Below are 16,197 nucleotides of genomic sequence, written 5' to 3' on the forward strand. Positions count from 1 at the left end.
ATGAAGCTCAAGACAGTGACGACCCTGGCCGTGCTGGGCCTGGCCGCAGCGTTCGCGTCCGCGCAGCAGCAGCAGCAGGGCGTGAGCAAGGACGAGATCCGCATCGGCACCATCCAGGACCTGTCGGGCCCGCTCGCGGGCTTCGGCAAGCAGGCGCGCAACGGCATGCAGCTGCGCGTGGACGAACTCAACGAGCAGGGCAACATCCACGGCCGCAAGCTCAAGCTCTTCGTGGAGGACTCGGGCTACGACCCGAAGAAGGCCGTGCTCGCGGCGCAGAAGCTGGTCAACCAGGAAAAGATATTCATCATGGCCGGCCACATCGGCACGGCGCAGAACATGGCGGCCATGCCGGTGCAGTTCGAGAAGAACATCGTCAACTTCATGCCGATCACCGCGGCGCGCGAAATGTACGAGCCGCTGCACCGGCTCAAGTATTCGTTCGCGGCCACCTACTACGACCAGATCCGCCTGGCGCTGCCCAAGATGATCAAGGAGAAGGGCGCCAAGAAGGTCTGCACCATCTACCAGGACGATGAATTCGGGCTCGAGGTGCAGCGCGGCGCCGAGGCCGGCCTGAAGACCGCCGGCCTGGAGTTGGCCGAGAAAACGTCGTTCAAGCGCGGCGCCACCGACTTCAGTTCGCAGGTCGCCAGGATGAAGGCCGCCAACTGCGACCTCGTGGTGCTCGGCACCATCATCCGCGAGACCATCGGCACCGTGGGCGAGGCGCGCAAGACCGGCTTCAACCCGACCTTCCTGGGCTCGAGCGCGGCCTACACCGACCTGATCCACAAGCTCGGCGGCAAGGCGATGGACGGCATCTACGCCACCATGACGGTGCAGAACCCCTACACCGACGAGCAGTCGCAGCCGCTGCGCTTCTGGGCCAACAAGTACAAGACCAAGTTCAACGAGGACCCGACGGTGTTCTCGGTGTACGGCTACGTCATCATCGATTCGTTCATCAAGGCGGCGCAGAAGGCCGGCCCGAACCTCTCGACCGACAGCTTCATCAAGGCCATGGACAGCATGACCTTCGAGCCCGACATGTTCGGCAGCGCGAAGAGCACCTACACCGCCACCAAGCGCCTGGGCAACGACCAGTCGCGGCTGTCGCAGATCAAGGACGGCAAGTGGGTCGTGGTCTCTGATTACGTGACGCCGTAAGCAGCGCTCGCCAGTACCGGGGAGGGCGGCTATATTCGCTCGCGAAACTCCCTCGCGAGATTGCCATGCCCCAGTACTGGTTGATGAAGTCCGAGCCCGACGAGGTCTCGATCGACGATGCGCTTGCCGCACCCGGCGCCACCGTGGCGTGGACCGGCGTGCGCAACTATCAGGCACGCAACTTCATGCGCGACGGCATGAAGGTCGGCGACGGCGTGCTGTTCTATCACTCGAGCTGCCCCGAGCCCGGCATCGCGGGCATTGCGCGCGTGGCCTCGGGCATCAAGCCCGACCCGACGCAGTTCGACCCGAAGTCGCCTTACTACGACCCGGCCTCGAAGAAGGAAGACCCGCGCTGGCTGCTGGTCGACGTGCAGGCCGTGCGCAAGACGCGGCTGCTCGCGCTGCCCGAACTGCGCGCCAGCCCCGAGCTGGCCGACCTGGTCGTGCTGCGCAAGGGCAACCGGCTGTCGATCACGCCGGTGGAGCCCGCGCACTGGCGAGTCATCGAGAAGATGCTGGGCTGAAGGGCGTCAGCCCACGCGCTGCAGGATCGGAAACAGCTTGCCCAGGCCGTCGGCCATGACCTCGACCGCGAGCGCCGCGAGGATCAGGCCCATGAGCCGCGTCATGATGTTGATGCCCGTCTTGCCGAGCACGCGCGCAATCGGCTGCGCGAGCGAAAACGCCAGCGCGGTGGCCAGCGCCACCACCACGCCGTAGCCCACCAGCAGCCCGAGCTCCCACAGGTGCTGGGTCTTGTCGGCATAGATCACCACGGTGGAGATCGTGGCCGGCCCGGTGAGCAGCGGAATGGTGAGCGGCACCACCGCGATCGATGCGCCCATGGAGGCCTTGACCTCGGTGGCGCGCAGCTCCTCGACGTTGGTCTTGCTCTCGGCCGGCTTCGCATTGAGCATCGACAGCGAGCTCATGAGCAGCAGCAGGCCGCCGCCCACCTGAAAGCTGGCAATCGAGATGCCGAAGAACGCCAGCAGCTGCAGCCCGAGCAGCGCGCTGACCGCAATCACCACGAAGGCGCTGAAGGCCGACATGCGCACCGTGTGCCGGCGCTGCGCATCGGAATACCCCTGCGTGTAGTGGATGAAGAAGGGCACGATGGCCAGCGGGTTGACGATGGCCACCAGCGTGACCAGCGGCTTGATCAGGTCCATCGAAGTGCTCATGGTTATCTTCCCCCGGTCACGTCGAGCAGCGCCATGGTGGTGTAGCTGGCTTCGGCGGACAGCAGCCACAGGATGGCGCCGGCAATTTCTTCCGCGCTGCCGGTGCGCTGCATCGGCACGGTGGGCGCGAGCTCGAAGGCGCGCCCGGGCATGCCGCCGGAGGCGTGGATCTCGGTGTCGATCAGCCCCGGGCGCACCGCGTTGACGCGGATGCCCTCGGCGGCCACTTCCTTGGCCAGGCCGATGGTGAAGGTGTCGATGGCGCCCTTGCTGGCCGCGTAGTCGACGTACTGGCCGGGCGAGCCCAGCCGCGCGGCGCCGCTGGAGACATTGACAATGGCGCCGCCCGATCCGCCGTGCCGGGTGCTCATGCGCCGCACCGCCTCGCGCGCGCAGATGAAGCTGCCGATCACGTTGATGCGGAACATGCGTTCCAGGCGCGCCACGCTCATTTCGTCGACCCGGGCCTGCATGTCGACGACGCCGGCGTTGTTGACCAGCGCCGTGAGCCGGCCGAGCCTGGCATCGACCTTCTCGAACATGGCCAGCACCTGGGCCTCGTCGCCCACGTCGGCCTGCACGGCCATGGCGGTGCCGCCGCCCGCGCGGATGGCGCGCACCACCTCGTCGGCGGCGAGCGAGTTGTTCGTGTAGTTGACGGCCACCGCGTAGCCGCGCTGCGCCGCCAGCAGGGCGGTGGCGGCGCCGATGCCGCGGCCGCCGCCCGTGATCAAGAGCACCTGGTCCAAAACCTACCTCCTGCAGAGAAACTGCGTGTCAGTTAAAACCGTCGGCTTGGATTACATCATCGGGGGCATGCGTATGAGCGCCGCGCAGGGCCGCCCCAAGCAAGCTCGCACCGTAGTGCGCAGCACGGAGGTTATCGAATGCAGACCAGCAAGACGATCGACTATTACTTTGCGCCACAGAGCCCATGGACCTATCTGGGGCATTCCCGCTTTGCCGCGATCGCCGCGGCCGCCGGCGCCGCGGTGCGCGTGCGGCCGATCGACCTGGGCAGCGTGTTCCCGGTGTCGGGCGGGCTGCCGCTGGGCAAGCGCGCGCCGCAGCGCCAGGCGTACCGGCTGGTCGACCTCGCGCGCTGTTCGCGCCACCTCGGGCTGCCGCTGAACACCAAGCCGAAATTCTTTCCGGTGGCCAGCGACGACGCCGCCCGGGTCATCATCGCGGTCGACATGCACGACGGCACCGAGGCTGCCATGCGCATGTGTGCGGCGGTGTTTGCGGCTGTGTGGGTGCAGGAGCGCAACATCGGCGATCCGAAGGTGCTCGATTCGCTGGTCGTCGAATGCGGACTGTCGCCCAAGCGCGCGGAGCAGTCGCAGAGCCAGGCGGTGCAGGAGCGCTACGAGGCCTACACGCAGGAGGCCATCGACATCCAGGTGTTCGGCGCGCCGAGCTACGTGATCGACGGTGAAATTTTCTGGGGCCAGGACCGCCTCGACTTCGTCGAGCGGGCGCTGCGCCCGTAATCCGGCCTTCCTTTTTCAGTTGCCATCAAGGAGCAAGACATCATGGGTCAATTCATCGATCTGAAAGCCAAGGACGGCTTCACCTTTCCCGCCTACGTGGCCGAACCGGCCGGCAAGCCGCGCGGCGCGGTCGTCGTGGTGCCGGAGATCTTCGGCGTCAATTCGCACATCCGCTCGGTGGCCGACGGCTACGCGGCGGACGGCTACCTGGCGGTGTCGCCCTCGACCTTCCATCGCGTGAAGCCCGGCGTCGAGCTTGGCTACAGCGACGAGGACATGAAGGCCGGCTTCGCGCTGAAGACCGCGGTCGAGGCGCTGCCCGCGCCCGGCGTGCTGCAGGACATCGAGGCCGCCGTGGCCTATGCGTCCAAGGCCGGCAAGGTGGGCATCGTGGGCTATTGCTGGGGCGGCCTCCTGGTCTGGCGCGCCGCCAGCCTGGTTCCCGGCATTGCCGCCGCAGCGCCCTACTACGGCGGCGGCATGACCACGCCGGAGGAAACCGCGCGCCAGCCCAAGGTGCCGGTGCTCGCGCATTTCGGCAACCAGGACCACTGGATCCCGCTGGACACCGTCGAGGCCTTCAAGAAGGCGCACCCCGAAGCGGAGGTGCACGTCTACGAATCGGGCCACGGCTTCAATTGCGACCAGCGCGGCTCCTACAACGCCGAGGCCGCCAAGCTGGCACGTTCGCGCACGCTCGAGTTCTTCGCCAAGCACGTCGGCTGATTGGCCTGCCGGCCGGGCGGACCGTTTCTATTTCTTGGGGGAGCCCGGCCCTTTGCCGATGCGGGTCTGCAGAAAGTCGAGCAGCGCGCGCAACGCGGCGCTGTTGTGGCGCCGCTGCAGGTAGGCGGCCGAGAGCCACATGTCCTTGCGCGCATAGCCCTGCAGCACCGGCACCAGTTCGCCGTGGTCGATGTGCGACTGCACGAGGATCGAGGGCAGGTAGATCACGCCGAAGCCGTGCATCGCGACCCGGATCAGCGGCGCGCCCTCGGTGCAGTCCATGCGGCTCTTCACCGGCACGTCCAGCGGCTCGCCGCCATCGTCGAAGCGCCAGACCGGCTGGGCGCCCAGCAGCGAATGCGTGAGCGCCTCGTGCGCCGCGAGGTCGCGCGGATGCCCGGGCTTGCCGTGCTTCTTCCAGTACACCGGCGATGCGCAGACCACCATCTCCATGAGCATCAGCTTGCGCACGATCAGGTTGGCGTCCGCGACCGGGCCACTGCGGATGTCGACGTCGATGCCTTCTTCCGCGAGATCGACCGCGCGGTTGGTCAGCTGCAGGCTGATGCTCACGTCTGGGTAGTAGCGCATGAAGTCGGCCAGCAGGCTCGGAAACTCGCCGTTGCCCATGCCGTGCGGCGCCGAAATCCGCAGCCGGCCGCCGGGCTGCCTGGCGCGCTCCTGCAGCTCGGCCTGCGTGAGCTCCACCATTTCGAGCACCGGGGTGCTGCGCTCGAGCAGCAACTGCCCGGCATCGGTCAGGCTCACGGAGCGCGTGGAGCGGTTGAGAAGGCGCACGCCGAAGCGCGTTTCGAGCTCCGCCACGTACTTGCTGACCGTCGCCTTCGACATGTCGAGCTTCCTGGCTGCGTGCGAGAAGCTGCCATGCGAGGCCACTTCCCGGAAGGTTCTGATCAGATCGAGACTGTCCATGTCAAAGCGCCCATTGTTTCCGTTTGATGACCAGCCTGCTGCGATTTTCCGGGAAGACCGGCATTTGAAGGTGCCGGTGCGCGCTCGGCTCGTGTGCATGCCGCCGGCACGTCATTGTTTCAATAGAGGAAACACCGTGTCTCTGTTCCGCGTGATTTATGCAGGCCGTTCAGTTGGAAACTCGCCGCACAGGTGAGCACGAACGAATGAGCGAGCGAGCCTGGTGGACGAACCATCCAACGAACACAAGGAATTGAAAATGAAGACCTCGCACATCCTCGCCGCCGCTGCCCTGACCCTGCTGGCCGCCACCGGCGCTCAAGCCGAAACCTACGAAGGCGTGAACACCGCCGTCTCGACCAAGAGCCGCGACGAAGTCAACGCCGAAGCCGTGCGCGCCGCGTCGGCTCCGAACCAGAACGTGACCCGCGGCTCGCGCGGCCCGGAAACGGTCGCCGTGTCGAAGGACCGTGCGCTCGTGGAAGCCGAAGCCGTCCGTACCGCCTACGCTCCGGACCAGAACGTGACCGGCGGCTCGCGCGTCAACAGCAAGGTCATCTCGACGATGGTCCACCCGATGGACGCACGCGTTCAAGCCCAGCAAGGCTCGGGCGCCGTCGCCAAGTAAGACCGGCGAAACCGCTGGCCCCTCGCGGGCAAGCAAAAAGGCCACGCAGTTGCGTGGCCTTTTTGCTTTGAAGCGAGGACAGGGCCCTCAGCGCGTGCGCGCCAGGTAGCGCTTGCGCCAGAACACCAGCACCAGCAGCAGCGCGATCACCAGCATCGCCATCATGGCAATCCAGAACCCGTCCGCCTTGTGCACCAGCGGAATGAACTCGAAGTTCATGCCGAAGATGCCGGCAATGAGGTTGAGCGGCAGGAAGATGGCGGTCAGCACGGTGAGCACCCGCATGATGTCGTTGGCGCGGTGGCCCTGCACGCTGAAATGCATCTGCACCGCGGTTTCCGCGTTCTGCTCGAGCCGGTGCACGTGGTGCACCACGCGTTCGATGTGCTCGAGCACGTCGCGGCTTCGCACCATGACCAGTTCCCGCTCGCGCTGCTCCGCCTCGCCCTTGGCCGGAGGCAGCGTCTCGAGCGAATCGATCCAGTCCTGGATGGCCGCGCGCTGGTCTTCGCAGATCTCGTCCAGATGGTGCAGCGACTGCCGGGCTTCCATCAGCGCGCCCCAGTTGGTGAAGCGGCTGCGCGGATCGATCAGCTCGGTCTGCCAGTGATCAAGCTGGCGCGTGAGCTCGCGGCGCATGTCCAGGTAGCCGTCGACGATCTGGTTGATGACGCGCAGCATCAGGTCGGCGGTGCCGGTCGGCACGCGGGCCGAAGTGGCGCGCACGTCGAGCGCGGGGGCGCCATGGTCGCCCGGCGATCCGGCGGCGAGCAGCCGGGCGGCAAAGGCGTCGCGCACCGCGCCGTCCTCGGGGTGCACCGACAGCAGCACGCGGTCGAACAGCGCGAAACCCACGGGGCGGGTGTCGACCCGCCGCAGCACCGGAGGGCCGCGGCGCAAGGGTGCGGGAAGGGGCGGCTCGCCGCCCGTGGTGCCCTTGCCGTTGCCCAGCGCCGCCTGGCCGGGGCCGCTCGAAAGGCGACGGAACACCAGCACGTCGTATTGAGAGGTGTAGTCGTAGTGCGACGGCAGCTGGTCGTTGAGCAGGTCCGCCACGTGCAGGTCGACCAGCTGCGTCAGGCAGAGCGACTGCAGGATCCGCTGAACCTCCGGCAGCGAGGCGCGGAATTCGTCCCGCGTGAGCGAAATCCAGAGATAGCCCTGCGCGGCGCAGGCCCCGGGCAGCGCGAGAGGAGCCAGCGCCAAATGCTCGCTCACGCGCGAGCGGTCGATTTCGAAGATGCGCATGCGCTATTGTTTTTGTAGCAACCGCGCGGCGTCAAGCGCAAAGTAGGTGAGCACGCCGTCGGCGCCGGCGCGCTTGAAGGCGAGCAGGCTTTCGAGCACCACCGCGTCGTGGTCGAGCCAGCCGTTCTGCGCGGCGGCCTTGAGCATCGCGTATTCGCCGCTCACCTGGTAGGCGAAGGTCGGCACGTGGAATTCGTCCTTCACGCGGCGCACGATGTCCAGGTACGGCATGCCGGGCTTGACCATCACCATGTCGGCGCCCTCGGCAATGTCGAGCCCGACCTCGCGCAGCGCCTCGTCGCTGTTGCCGGGGTCCATCTGGTAGACCTTCTTGTTGCTCTTGCCGAGCGTTGCGGCCGAGCCCACGGCATCGCGAAACGGCCCGTAGAAGGCGCTCGCGTACTTGGCGCTGTACGCCATGATCCGGGTATGGATGTCGCCGCGGGCTTCCAGCGCGGTGCGGATCGCGCCGATGCGCCCGTCCATCATGTCGCTCGGCGCCACAATGTCGACGCCAGCTTGTGACTGTGTGAGCGCCTGCTTCACCAGGACTTCAACGGTGGCGTCGTTGAGGATGTAGCCGGTGTCGTCGAGCAGGCCGTCCTGCCCGTGGCTGGTGTAGGGGTCGAGCGCCACGTCGGTCATCACGCCGAGCTCCGGAAAGCGCGACTTGAGCGCGGCGACCACGCGCGGAATCAGCCCGTCGGGATTGAAGGCCTCGTCGCCCTCGGGCGTCTTGAGGCTCGCATCGATCACCGGAAAAAGCGCCATCACCGGGATGCCGGCCTCCACGCACTGCTGCGCCACCGGCAGCAGCAGGTCGAGGCTCAGGCGCTCCACGCCGGGCATCGACGCTACGGCGTCGCGCTTTTTCTCGCCTTCCTGCACGAACACCGGGTAGATGAGATCGTGCGCCGTCAGCGCATGCTCCCTGACCAGGTTGCGGGTGAAGGTGTCGCGGCGCAGGCGGCGCGGGCGGCCGGCGGGGTACATGGCAAAGGAAGATGGCGTCATAGGCGGAAAATTGTGCCTGAAGCCTCCATTCGTGCGCTGGGCGGCTGGTCAAGTGTCGTCCGACGACCATCCGGGCGTGTAGCCTGAAGGTTCTCTTTTTTTGCGTGGAATAGTCAAAGAATCTGGCCCGGGCCGCTTGAAACTTTGTTTCGCCTTTGTTAAATTCAAAAGCGGGCGGTTTACCGCTCCCCGCTTTTCCTCCCTGAGCGGGTGCCTTGATGTGTGACAGCAAAAGGGCTTCCCAGCCCGACGTGAAGACGTCGGGCTTTTTTTTGCCCGCTGCATCCGCGCCGGCGGCAAAGCCCGGCCTGCATGGCGCGGCCGGCCACTAAACTGGCCCCATGCTCTGGGTTAAATCTCTTCACATCGTCTTCATTGCCAGCTGGTTCGCGGGGTTGTTCTACCTCCCCCGGATCTTCGTCAACCTGGCGATGGTGCCGCCCGAGTCCGTGGCCGAACGCGAGCGCTTGCTTCTGATGGCGCGCAAGCTGTTGCGCTTCACGACCTTCCTGGCCGTTCCGGCGCTGGGTTTCGGCCTCTGGCTCTGGCTGGGCTACGGCATCGGGCGCGGCCCCGGCAACGGCTGGATGCATGCCAAGCTGGCGCTGGTGCTCGCAGTGATCGGGTATCACCATGCCTGCGGCGTGCTGCTGCGCCGTTTCGTGGCCGGAGGCACCCAGCGCAACGACCGCTGGTACCGCTGGTTCAATGAACTGCCGGTCCTGCTGCTGCTTGGCATCGTGGTGCTGGTGGTCGTCAAGCCGTTCTGAGCCCGAAAGCCACGGTGGAGACGCAGCACAAAACCGCCGCGCTGCCCCTGGCGCTGGCCTATGCGGCGCTGATCGTCTATGCCAGCCTGTACCCGTTCGCCGACTGGCGCGACCAGGGGATTGCGCCGTGGGCCTACCTGTCGGCGTCGTGGCCCAAGTACTGGACGGGCTTCGATTTCGCGGTCAACGTGGCCGGCTACGTTCCCTTCGGCTTCCTGTGTGCGCTGGCGGTGCTGCGGACGCGGCGGGACGCGAGCGTCTGGCGTGCGGTGCTGCGCGCAACGGTGGCCGGCGCAGCCGTGGCATTCGCGATGGAAACGCTGCAGAGCTATCTGCCCGCGCGCATTCCTTCCAATGTCGACCTGGGCCTGAACAGCTCCGGTGCGCTGCTGGGGGCCCTGCTCGCGGCGGGGCTGGAGCGGCTCGGCGCAGTGGCGCACTGGAGTCGCACCCGGTCGCAGTGGTTCGTCGACGACTCCCGCGGTGCGTTGGTGCTGCTCGCGCTGTGGCCCCTGGCGCTGCTGTTCCCCGCCGCCGTGACCTTCGGCCTCGGCCAGGTGTTCGAGCGCCTCGAAGTCGCGGTTTCGGAGTGGCTGCTCGACACGCCCTTCATCGACTGGATGCCGCTGCGCCAGTTCGAGCTGGAGCCGCTGGTGCCGGCCGTCGAGCTGCTGTGCGTGATGCTCGGTGCCTTGGTGCCGTGCCTGCTGGCTTTCATGGTGACGCGCACGATCGCCCGGCGTGCCGTGCTGCTGCCGCTCACGCTGCTGTCGGGCATCGGCGCCTCGGCGCTGTCGGCGGCGCTGAGCTACGGCCCCGAGCACGCATGGGCATGGCTGGGCCTGCCGGTGCAGGTCGGCATTGCGGCGGCGCTCGTTGCCGGCGTGCTGCTGCTCGGAGCGCCGCGCCGGCTGTGCGCGGCCCTGCTGCTGGTGGCGCTGGTGATCCAGCTGAGCCTGCTGAACCAGGCGCCCGAGAGCGCATATTTCGCACAGACCCTCGCCACCTGGGAGCAGGGGCGATTCATCCGCTTCCACGGCCTGGCACAGTGGCTCGGGTGGCTGTGGCCGTTCGCGGTCCTTGCCTATGTGGTGGCCGCGCTGTCGCGCCGGGGGCGGCCGGCAAGCTGATGGCGTGCGGCGGGCGTCACTAAAATCTCCTGATGCCCAGTTCCTCTCCTGCCGCGCCGCGCGGCTATTACGGCCGCCACATCTTCTTTTGCCTGAACGAGCGCAAGAACGGGGAAGACTGCTGCGCCCTGCACAACGCCCAGGCGGGCTTCGACCGCTGCAAGGCGAAGGTCAAGGAGGCGGGGCTGGCCGGTCCCGGCAAGGTGCGCGTCAACAAGGCGGGCTGCCTCGACCGCTGCGCCGGCGGCCCGGTGGCGGTGGTCTATCCCGAAGCGGTCTGGTACACCTTCGTCGACGCCGACGACATCGACGAGATCGTCGACTCGCACCTGAAGAACGGCCAGGTCGTCGAGCGCCTGCTGCTGCCTCCCGATGTGGGCCGCTGAACTTTTGGCGGGATCCCGCGCTCGTACCGTGCACCCAAGCCCTCGAGGCCGGTCAGTCCCATTCCTCGCATCATGAATTCCCAGACCGAAAAGATCCGCCTCCAGGGCACCGCCGGCATCATCGAGGTGCAGCGCGATCAGCCGTCCGATGCCGCGCGCGGCATCGCCGTGATCGCCCATCCGCATCCGCTGTTCGGCGGCACCATGGACAACAAGGTGGTGCAGACCCTGGCGCGCGCGTTCGTCTCCTGCGGCTGGACCGCGGTGCGTTTCAACTTCCGCGGCGTGGGTGCGAGCGAAGGCGTGCACGACGAAGGACGCGGCGAGTGCGAAGACATGATGAACGTCGTCTCCCAGCTCGCGCCCGAAGGGCCGCTGGCCATCGCCGGCTTCTCGTTCGGCGCCTTCGTGGCAAGCTGCGCGGCCGAAAAGCTCTGGGCCGGCCGCGACCTGCGGCAGCTCGTGCTCGTTGGAACGGCGGCTTCGCGCTTTTCCGTCGCCACGCTGCCGGCCGAAGCGCACGAGCGTACGCTGGTGGTCCATGGCGAGGCCGACGACACGGTGCCGCTGGCGGCGGTCATGGACTGGGCGCGGCCGCAGTCACTCCCTGTCACGGTTATTCCGGGAGGCGGCCATTTCTTTCACGGACAATTGCCCCTCCTCAAAAGTCTGGTTGTCCGCCATCTGCGCGCGGGCGCCGCGTGAAAAGCCTCACGGGCTTGTGTTTTCGTCTCCTCCCGTCTCTCCCTATTGCTCCCATGAATCGTTTTTTTGACGCGTTTCGCGCGCTGGTGCTGGCCGCCGCCGCATCGGCTTGCATGATCGCCGCTGCCCAGGTGCCGGCGCCGCCCGAGATCGCCGCGCGCAGCTACCTGCTGCTCGACGTCACGGCCAACCAGATCCTCGCGCAGAAGGACATCGACAGCCCCGTGGAGCCCGCTTCGCTCACCAAGCTGATGTCGGCCTACATCGTGTTCGACGCGCTGCGTGCCAAGAAGATCACGCTGGCCCAGACGCTGCCGGTCAGCCAGCGGGCCTGGAAGATGCCCGGTTCGCGCATGTTCATCGATCCCAAGATGCAGGTGCCGGTCGAAGACCTGATCAAGGGACTCATCGTGCAGTCGGGCAACGACGCCACCGTGGCGCTGGCCGAAGGCGTGGGCGGCACCGTGGAACATTTCGTCGAGCTCATGAATGCGCAGGCCAAGGTGCTGGGCATGAAGAACACGACCTACAAGAATCCCGAAGGCCTCACCGCGCCCGGCCACACCACCACGGCGCGCGACCTGAGCATTCTCGCGACGCGCCTGGTGCGCGACTTCCCCGAGGAAGCCAAGTACTACGCGATCAAGAAATACCGCTATCCCGGAACGCCGTCGGCCAACGACACCAACCGCAACCTGCTGCTGTTCCGCGACCCGACCGTCGATGGCCTGAAGACCGGCCACACCGAGGCGGCCGGCTATTGCATGATCGCCACCGCCAAGCGCGACTTCCCCAACCTGACCGGCGGGCGCCGGCTGTTGTCGATCGTGCTGGGCACCTCGGGCGAAACCGTGCGGGCGAACGAATCGCAGAAGCTCCTGAACTGGGGCTACACCGCCTACGACGCCGTGCGCCTGTTCGACGCCGGCCAGCCGGCCGCCACGCCGGCGGTCTGGAAGGGCAAGGCCAACACGCTCAAGCTGGGCCGCCCGGAAGCCATCGTGGTCGCGGTACCAGCCGGTACCGCCAGCAAGATCAAGACCCAGGTGGCGCGCCCCGACCCGCTGGTGGCGCCGTTCACCAAGTACCAGCCGGTGGGCTCGCTCAAGGTGACCCTGGACGACCAGCCCCTGGCGGACGTGCCGCTGGTGGCGCTGGAGGCCGTCGAGCAGGCGGGCATTCTCGGCCGCGCCTGGGATGCCGTCCGGCTCTGGATCAAGTAAAGAGAAGGGCGCCAGGCAACGCCGGCCGACGCTGTCCTTGCCGTTTCAAGCCCGCCTGCTATACTCGTGGGCTTTTCGGAATTTTCCGAAGGGTTTCACGTTTTCGTTATTCCCGGTTTCCTTGCCTTGCGTCACGACAAGGCCGGGGCGGCTTCACAGCCAGGGCCGGGTTGTTTTGGGACTAATTCATTCATGCCAACCATCAATCAACTGGTGCGTCAGGGTCGAACGGTCGAAAAGATCAATTCGAAGAGCCCTGCCATGCAGAACTCGCCGCAACGCCGCGGTGTCTGCACCCGCGTCTACACCACGACGCCCAAGAAGCCCAACTCGGCGCTTCGTAAAGTTGCCAAGGTCCGCCTGACCAACGGCTTCGAAGTCATTTCCTACATCGGCGGCGAAGGCCACAACCTGCAGGAACACAGCGTCGTGCTGGTTCGCGGCGGTCGTGTCAAGGACTTGCCCGGTGTTCGCTACCACATCGTGCGCGGTTCGCTCGACCTGCAAGGCGTGAAAGACCGCAAGCAGTCGCGTTCCAAGTACGGCGCCAAGCGCCCCAAGAAGGCATAAGCCTTCCTGTCGTAGAAAACAAACAAGCGGTGTTCGGTTGCCTTGGCGGGCACATCGAACGAAGTGACCCAATGTCGGGTCGAGTAAGTGAGGGTCCGGAATGGCTCTCGCGGTATCGGAAACGATGCCAACTGAAGCAAAGAGGTTAGAAAAATGCCACGTCGTCGCGAAGTCCCCAAACGTGAAATCCTGCCGGATCCCAAGTACGGCAATGTCGAGCTGTCGAAGTTCATGAACGTGATCATGGAAGGCGGCAAGAAGGCTGTTGCCGAGCGCATCATTTATGGCGCGCTCGACTTCATCGAAAAGAAGAACCCCGACAAGGACCCGCTCGAGGCCTTCACCGTTGCCATCAACAACGTGAAGCCGATGGTCGAAGTCAAGTCGCGCCGCGTCGGCGGTGCCAACTACCAGGTGCCGGTCGAAGTGCGTCCCGTGCGCCGCCTGGCGCTCTCGATGCGCTGGATCAAGGAAGCCGCCCGCAAGCGCGGCGAGAAGTCGATGGCCCTGCGTCTGGCCAACGAGCTGATGGAAGCCACGGAAGGCCGTGGCGGTGCCATGAAGAAGCGCGACGAAGTGCACCGCATGGCAGAAGCCAACCGGGCATTCAGCCACTTCCGCTTCTAAGAATCAAACTTCGCTTGGGCGTTGGGTGTTGAGTGTCGGGCGACGTCGCCCGTGCTCAAGGCCCAGCGCTCAACGCATTTAACCCGAAAGTAAATCATGTCCCGCAAGACCCCCATCGAGCGCTACCGCAACATCGGCATCTCCGCGCACATCGACGCCGGCAAGACCACGACGACCGAGCGCATCCTGTTCTACACCGGTGTGAACCACAAGATCGGTGAAGTGCACGATGGCGCCGCCACGATGGACTGGATGGAGCAAGAGCAAGAGCGTGGCATCACGATCACCTCGGCTGCCACCACCTGCTTCTGGAAGGGCATGGCCGGCAAGTTCGAAGAACACCGCATCAACATCATCGACACCCCCGGCCACGTGGACTTCACCATTGAAGTCGAGCGCTCGATGCGCGTGCTGGACGGCGCCGTCATGGTGTACGACGCTGTCGGCGGCGTGCAGCCCCAGTCGGAAACCGTCTGGCGCCAGGCCAACAAGTACAAGGTTCCGCGCCTTGCGTTCGTCAACAAGATGGACCGCACCGGCGCCGACTTCCTGCGCGTGCGCCAGATGATGGTGGACCGCCTGAAGGCCAACCCCGTCGTGATCCAGATCCCGATCGGTGCCGAAGAGCACTTCCAGGGCATCGTCGACCTCGTGAAGATGAAGGCGATCATCTGGGACGAAGACAAGGGCGTGACCTTCACCTACGGTGAAATCCCCGCGAACCTGACCGACGTCTGCAACGAATACCGCGAAAAGCTCGTCGAAGCCGCCGCCGAAGCGAGCGAAGAGCTGATGAACAAGTACCTCGAAGGCGGCGAGCTGTCCGAGGAAGAAATCAAGAAGGCGATTCGCCAGCGCACCATCGCCGGCGAAATCCAGCCGATGCTGTGCGGCTCGGCCTTCAAGAACAAGGGCGTGCAGGCGATGCTCGACGCCGTCGTCGAATACATGCCGTCGCCGCTGGACATCCCGCCGGTGGCCGGCCTGGACGAAGACGAGGCGCCCGTCACCCGCAAGGCTGACGACAACGAGAAGTTCTCGGCCCTCGCGTTCAAGCTGATGACCGACCCGTTCGTGGGCCAGTTGACCTTCGTGCGCGTCTACTCGGGCGTGCTGACCAAGGGCGACAGCGTCTACAACCCGGTGCGCGGCAAGAAGGAACGTATCGGCCGTATCGTGCAGATGCACGCGAACAACCGCGAAGAAGTCAACGAAATCCGCGCCGGCGACATCGCCGCCTGCGTGGGCCTGAAGGAAGTGACCACGGGCGAAACCCTGTGCGACCCGGCGGCCATCGTGACGCTCGAGCGCATGGTGTTCCCGGAATCGGTGATCTCGCAGGCCGTTGAGCCCAAGACCAAGGCCGACCAGGAAAAGATGGGCATCGCGCTCCAGCGCCTTGCACAGGAAGATCCTTCGTTCCGCGTCAAGACCGACGAAGAATCGGGCCAGACCATCATCGCCGGCATGGGCGAGCTGCACCTCGAAATCATCGTGGACCGCATGAAGCGCGAATTCGGCGTGGAAGCCAACGTGGGCAAGCCCCAGGTCGCCTACCGCGAAACGATCCGCAAGACCGTCGAGGAAGCCGAAGGCAAGTTCGTGCGCCAGTCGGGCGGCAAGGGCCAGTACGGCCACGTCGTGCTCAAGCTCGAGCCGCAGGAAGCCGGCAAGGGCTTCGAATTCGTCGACGCCATCAAGGGCGGTGTGGTTCCTCGCGAATACATCCCCGCAGTGGAAAAGGGTGTTGTGGAAGCGCTGACGCAAGGCGTGCTGGCGGGCTACCCCGTTGTCGACGTCAAGGTCACGCTGCACTTCGGTTCGTACCACGACGTGGACTCGAACGAAATGGCGTTCAAGATGGCCGCGATCTTCGGCTTCAAGGAAGGCGCCCGCAAGGCCAACCCCGTGATCCTGGAGCCGATGATGGCCGTGGAAGTCGAAACGCCCGAAGACTACGCCGGCAACGTGATGGGCGACCTTTCGTCACGCCGCGGCATGGTGCAGGGCATGGACGACATGATCGGTGGCGGCAAGTCCATCAAGGCCGAAGTGCCGCTGTCGGAAATGTTCGGCTACTCGACCACGCTGCGTTCGATGTCGCAAGGCCGCGCCACGTACACGATGGAGTTCAAGCACTACGCCGAAGCTCCCCGTAACGTCGCCGAAGCCATCGTGGCTGCTCGCGCAAAATAATGTCTTTGCGGGACAGACCAGGATTTGCGCAGCAAATCTGCTCTGTCCCCAACTGATTGAAAAGAATGTGGGGTCACGCAGTGCGTGGCCTTCGTTGTCTGCGATCCGGTGCCGCCGCGTTCCCGTGCGAGGCGAACCAGCAATCGGGTGCAGACATAAAACCAATACACGGGAATGCTCTTTCAAGGATT

At 65.6% G+C, this 16,197-nt stretch carries 18 protein-coding genes; 13 read left to right on the forward strand and 5 right to left on the reverse strand.

Annotated elements, in window-relative coordinates:
• Both EJO66_RS26950 and EJO66_RS26955 read left to right on the forward strand, forming a co-directional pair.
• Nucleotides 1–1,170: an ABC transporter substrate-binding protein gene (locus EJO66_RS26950; RefSeq protein WP_125966645.1), complete on the forward strand. Its 1,170-nt coding sequence runs from the start codon at nucleotides 1–3 to the stop codon at nucleotides 1,168–1,170.
• 65 nt (nucleotides 1,171–1,235) lie between these two features.
• Nucleotides 1,236–1,697, forward strand: a complete 462-nt coding sequence (locus EJO66_RS26955; RefSeq protein WP_124961196.1) for an EVE domain-containing protein — start codon at nucleotides 1,236–1,238, stop codon at nucleotides 1,695–1,697.
• Nucleotides 1,698–1,703: 6 nt separating this feature from the next.
• On the opposite strand, the gene EJO66_RS26960 is transcribed toward EJO66_RS26955, so the two are convergent.
• Nucleotides 1,704–2,357 carry a MarC family protein gene (locus EJO66_RS26960; RefSeq protein ID WP_124961197.1) on the reverse strand — a complete coding sequence of 218 codons (654 nt, stop codon included), beginning with the start codon at nucleotides 2,355–2,357 and terminating at the stop codon, nucleotides 1,704–1,706.
• Nucleotides 2,358–2,359: 2 nt separating this feature from the next.
• Complete coding sequence (locus tag EJO66_RS26965; protein WP_125966639.1) at nucleotides 2,360–3,106, reverse strand: SDR family oxidoreductase; 747 nt, start codon at nucleotides 3,104–3,106, stop codon at nucleotides 2,360–2,362.
• A 138-nt stretch (nucleotides 3,107–3,244) separates the two neighbouring features.
• On the opposite strand from EJO66_RS26965, the gene EJO66_RS26970 reads away from it, so the two are divergent.
• Nucleotides 3,245–3,850, forward strand: coding sequence for a 2-hydroxychromene-2-carboxylate isomerase (locus tag EJO66_RS26970; RefSeq protein ID WP_124961199.1), 606 nt, complete (start codon nucleotides 3,245–3,247; stop codon nucleotides 3,848–3,850).
• Between the two features lie 42 nt (nucleotides 3,851–3,892).
• Nucleotides 3,893–4,576: a dienelactone hydrolase family protein gene (locus tag EJO66_RS26975; RefSeq protein WP_125966640.1), complete on the forward strand. Its 684-nt coding sequence runs from the start codon at nucleotides 3,893–3,895 to the stop codon at nucleotides 4,574–4,576.
• 27 nt (nucleotides 4,577–4,603) lie between these two features.
• Here the strand turns inward: EJO66_RS26975 and EJO66_RS26980 are convergent, their stop codons facing one another.
• Nucleotides 4,604–5,509, reverse strand: a complete 906-nt coding sequence (locus tag EJO66_RS26980; protein ID WP_124961201.1) for a LysR family transcriptional regulator — start codon at nucleotides 5,507–5,509, stop codon at nucleotides 4,604–4,606.
• 259 nt (nucleotides 5,510–5,768) lie between these two features.
• Between EJO66_RS26980 and EJO66_RS26985 the strand changes: the two genes are divergently transcribed.
• Nucleotides 5,769–6,137, forward strand: a complete 369-nt coding sequence (locus tag EJO66_RS26985) for a DUF4148 domain-containing protein (protein WP_124961202.1) — start codon at nucleotides 5,769–5,771, stop codon at nucleotides 6,135–6,137.
• An 87-nt stretch (nucleotides 6,138–6,224) separates the two neighbouring features.
• Here the strand turns inward: EJO66_RS26985 and EJO66_RS26990 are convergent, their stop codons facing one another.
• Both EJO66_RS26990 and hemB read right to left on the reverse strand, forming a co-directional pair.
• Nucleotides 6,225–7,385 carry a magnesium transporter CorA family protein gene (locus EJO66_RS26990; RefSeq protein WP_125966641.1) on the reverse strand — a complete coding sequence of 387 codons (1,161 nt, stop codon included), beginning with the start codon at nucleotides 7,383–7,385 and terminating at the stop codon, nucleotides 6,225–6,227.
• A 3-nt stretch (nucleotides 7,386–7,388) separates the two neighbouring features.
• Nucleotides 7,389–8,378, reverse strand: a complete 990-nt coding sequence (gene hemB, locus EJO66_RS26995; protein WP_124961213.1) for a porphobilinogen synthase — start codon at nucleotides 8,376–8,378, stop codon at nucleotides 7,389–7,391.
• A 362-nt stretch (nucleotides 8,379–8,740) separates the two neighbouring features.
• Between hemB and EJO66_RS27000 the strand changes: the two genes are divergently transcribed.
• The 8 genes from EJO66_RS27000 to fusA all read left to right on the forward strand — a co-directional run bounded on the left by EJO66_RS27000 (nucleotide 8,741) and on the right by fusA (nucleotide 16,006).
• Nucleotides 8,741–9,169 (forward strand): CopD family protein, encoded by a 429-nt coding sequence (locus tag EJO66_RS27000; protein WP_124961204.1) that lies wholly within the window; start codon nucleotides 8,741–8,743, stop codon nucleotides 9,167–9,169.
• 14 nt (nucleotides 9,170–9,183) lie between these two features.
• Nucleotides 9,184–10,299, forward strand: coding sequence for a VanZ family protein (locus EJO66_RS27005; RefSeq protein WP_124961205.1), 1,116 nt, complete (start codon nucleotides 9,184–9,186; stop codon nucleotides 10,297–10,299).
• A 32-nt stretch (nucleotides 10,300–10,331) separates the two neighbouring features.
• Complete coding sequence (locus EJO66_RS27010; protein WP_124961206.1) at nucleotides 10,332–10,685, forward strand: (2Fe-2S) ferredoxin domain-containing protein; 354 nt, start codon at nucleotides 10,332–10,334, stop codon at nucleotides 10,683–10,685.
• 72 nt (nucleotides 10,686–10,757) lie between these two features.
• Entirely contained in the window at nucleotides 10,758–11,390 is a 633-nt protein-coding gene (locus EJO66_RS27015) for an alpha/beta hydrolase (RefSeq protein ID WP_124961207.1), read from the forward strand.
• A gap of 53 nt (nucleotides 11,391–11,443) precedes the next feature.
• Nucleotides 11,444–12,613 (forward strand): D-alanyl-D-alanine carboxypeptidase family protein, encoded by a 1,170-nt coding sequence (locus EJO66_RS27020; protein WP_125966642.1) that lies wholly within the window; start codon nucleotides 11,444–11,446, stop codon nucleotides 12,611–12,613.
• A gap of 192 nt (nucleotides 12,614–12,805) precedes the next feature.
• A complete protein-coding gene (gene rpsL, locus EJO66_RS27025; RefSeq protein ID WP_013543948.1) occupies nucleotides 12,806–13,183 on the forward strand; it encodes a 30S ribosomal protein S12 in 378 nt (125 codons plus the stop codon).
• Nucleotides 13,184–13,336: 153 nt separating this feature from the next.
• Entirely contained in the window at nucleotides 13,337–13,810 is a 474-nt protein-coding gene (rpsG, locus tag EJO66_RS27030; RefSeq protein WP_007829591.1) for a 30S ribosomal protein S7, read from the forward strand.
• Between the two features lie 96 nt (nucleotides 13,811–13,906).
• Complete coding sequence (fusA, locus tag EJO66_RS27035; RefSeq protein WP_124961209.1) at nucleotides 13,907–16,006, forward strand: elongation factor G; 2,100 nt, start codon at nucleotides 13,907–13,909, stop codon at nucleotides 16,004–16,006.
• The last annotated feature ends 191 nt before the right edge of the window (nucleotides 16,007–16,197 follow it).

The sequence above is a fragment of the Variovorax beijingensis genome, assembly GCF_003951285.1.
GTDB classification, from domain to species: Bacteria; Pseudomonadota; Gammaproteobacteria; order Burkholderiales; family Burkholderiaceae_C; genus Variovorax; species Variovorax beijingensis.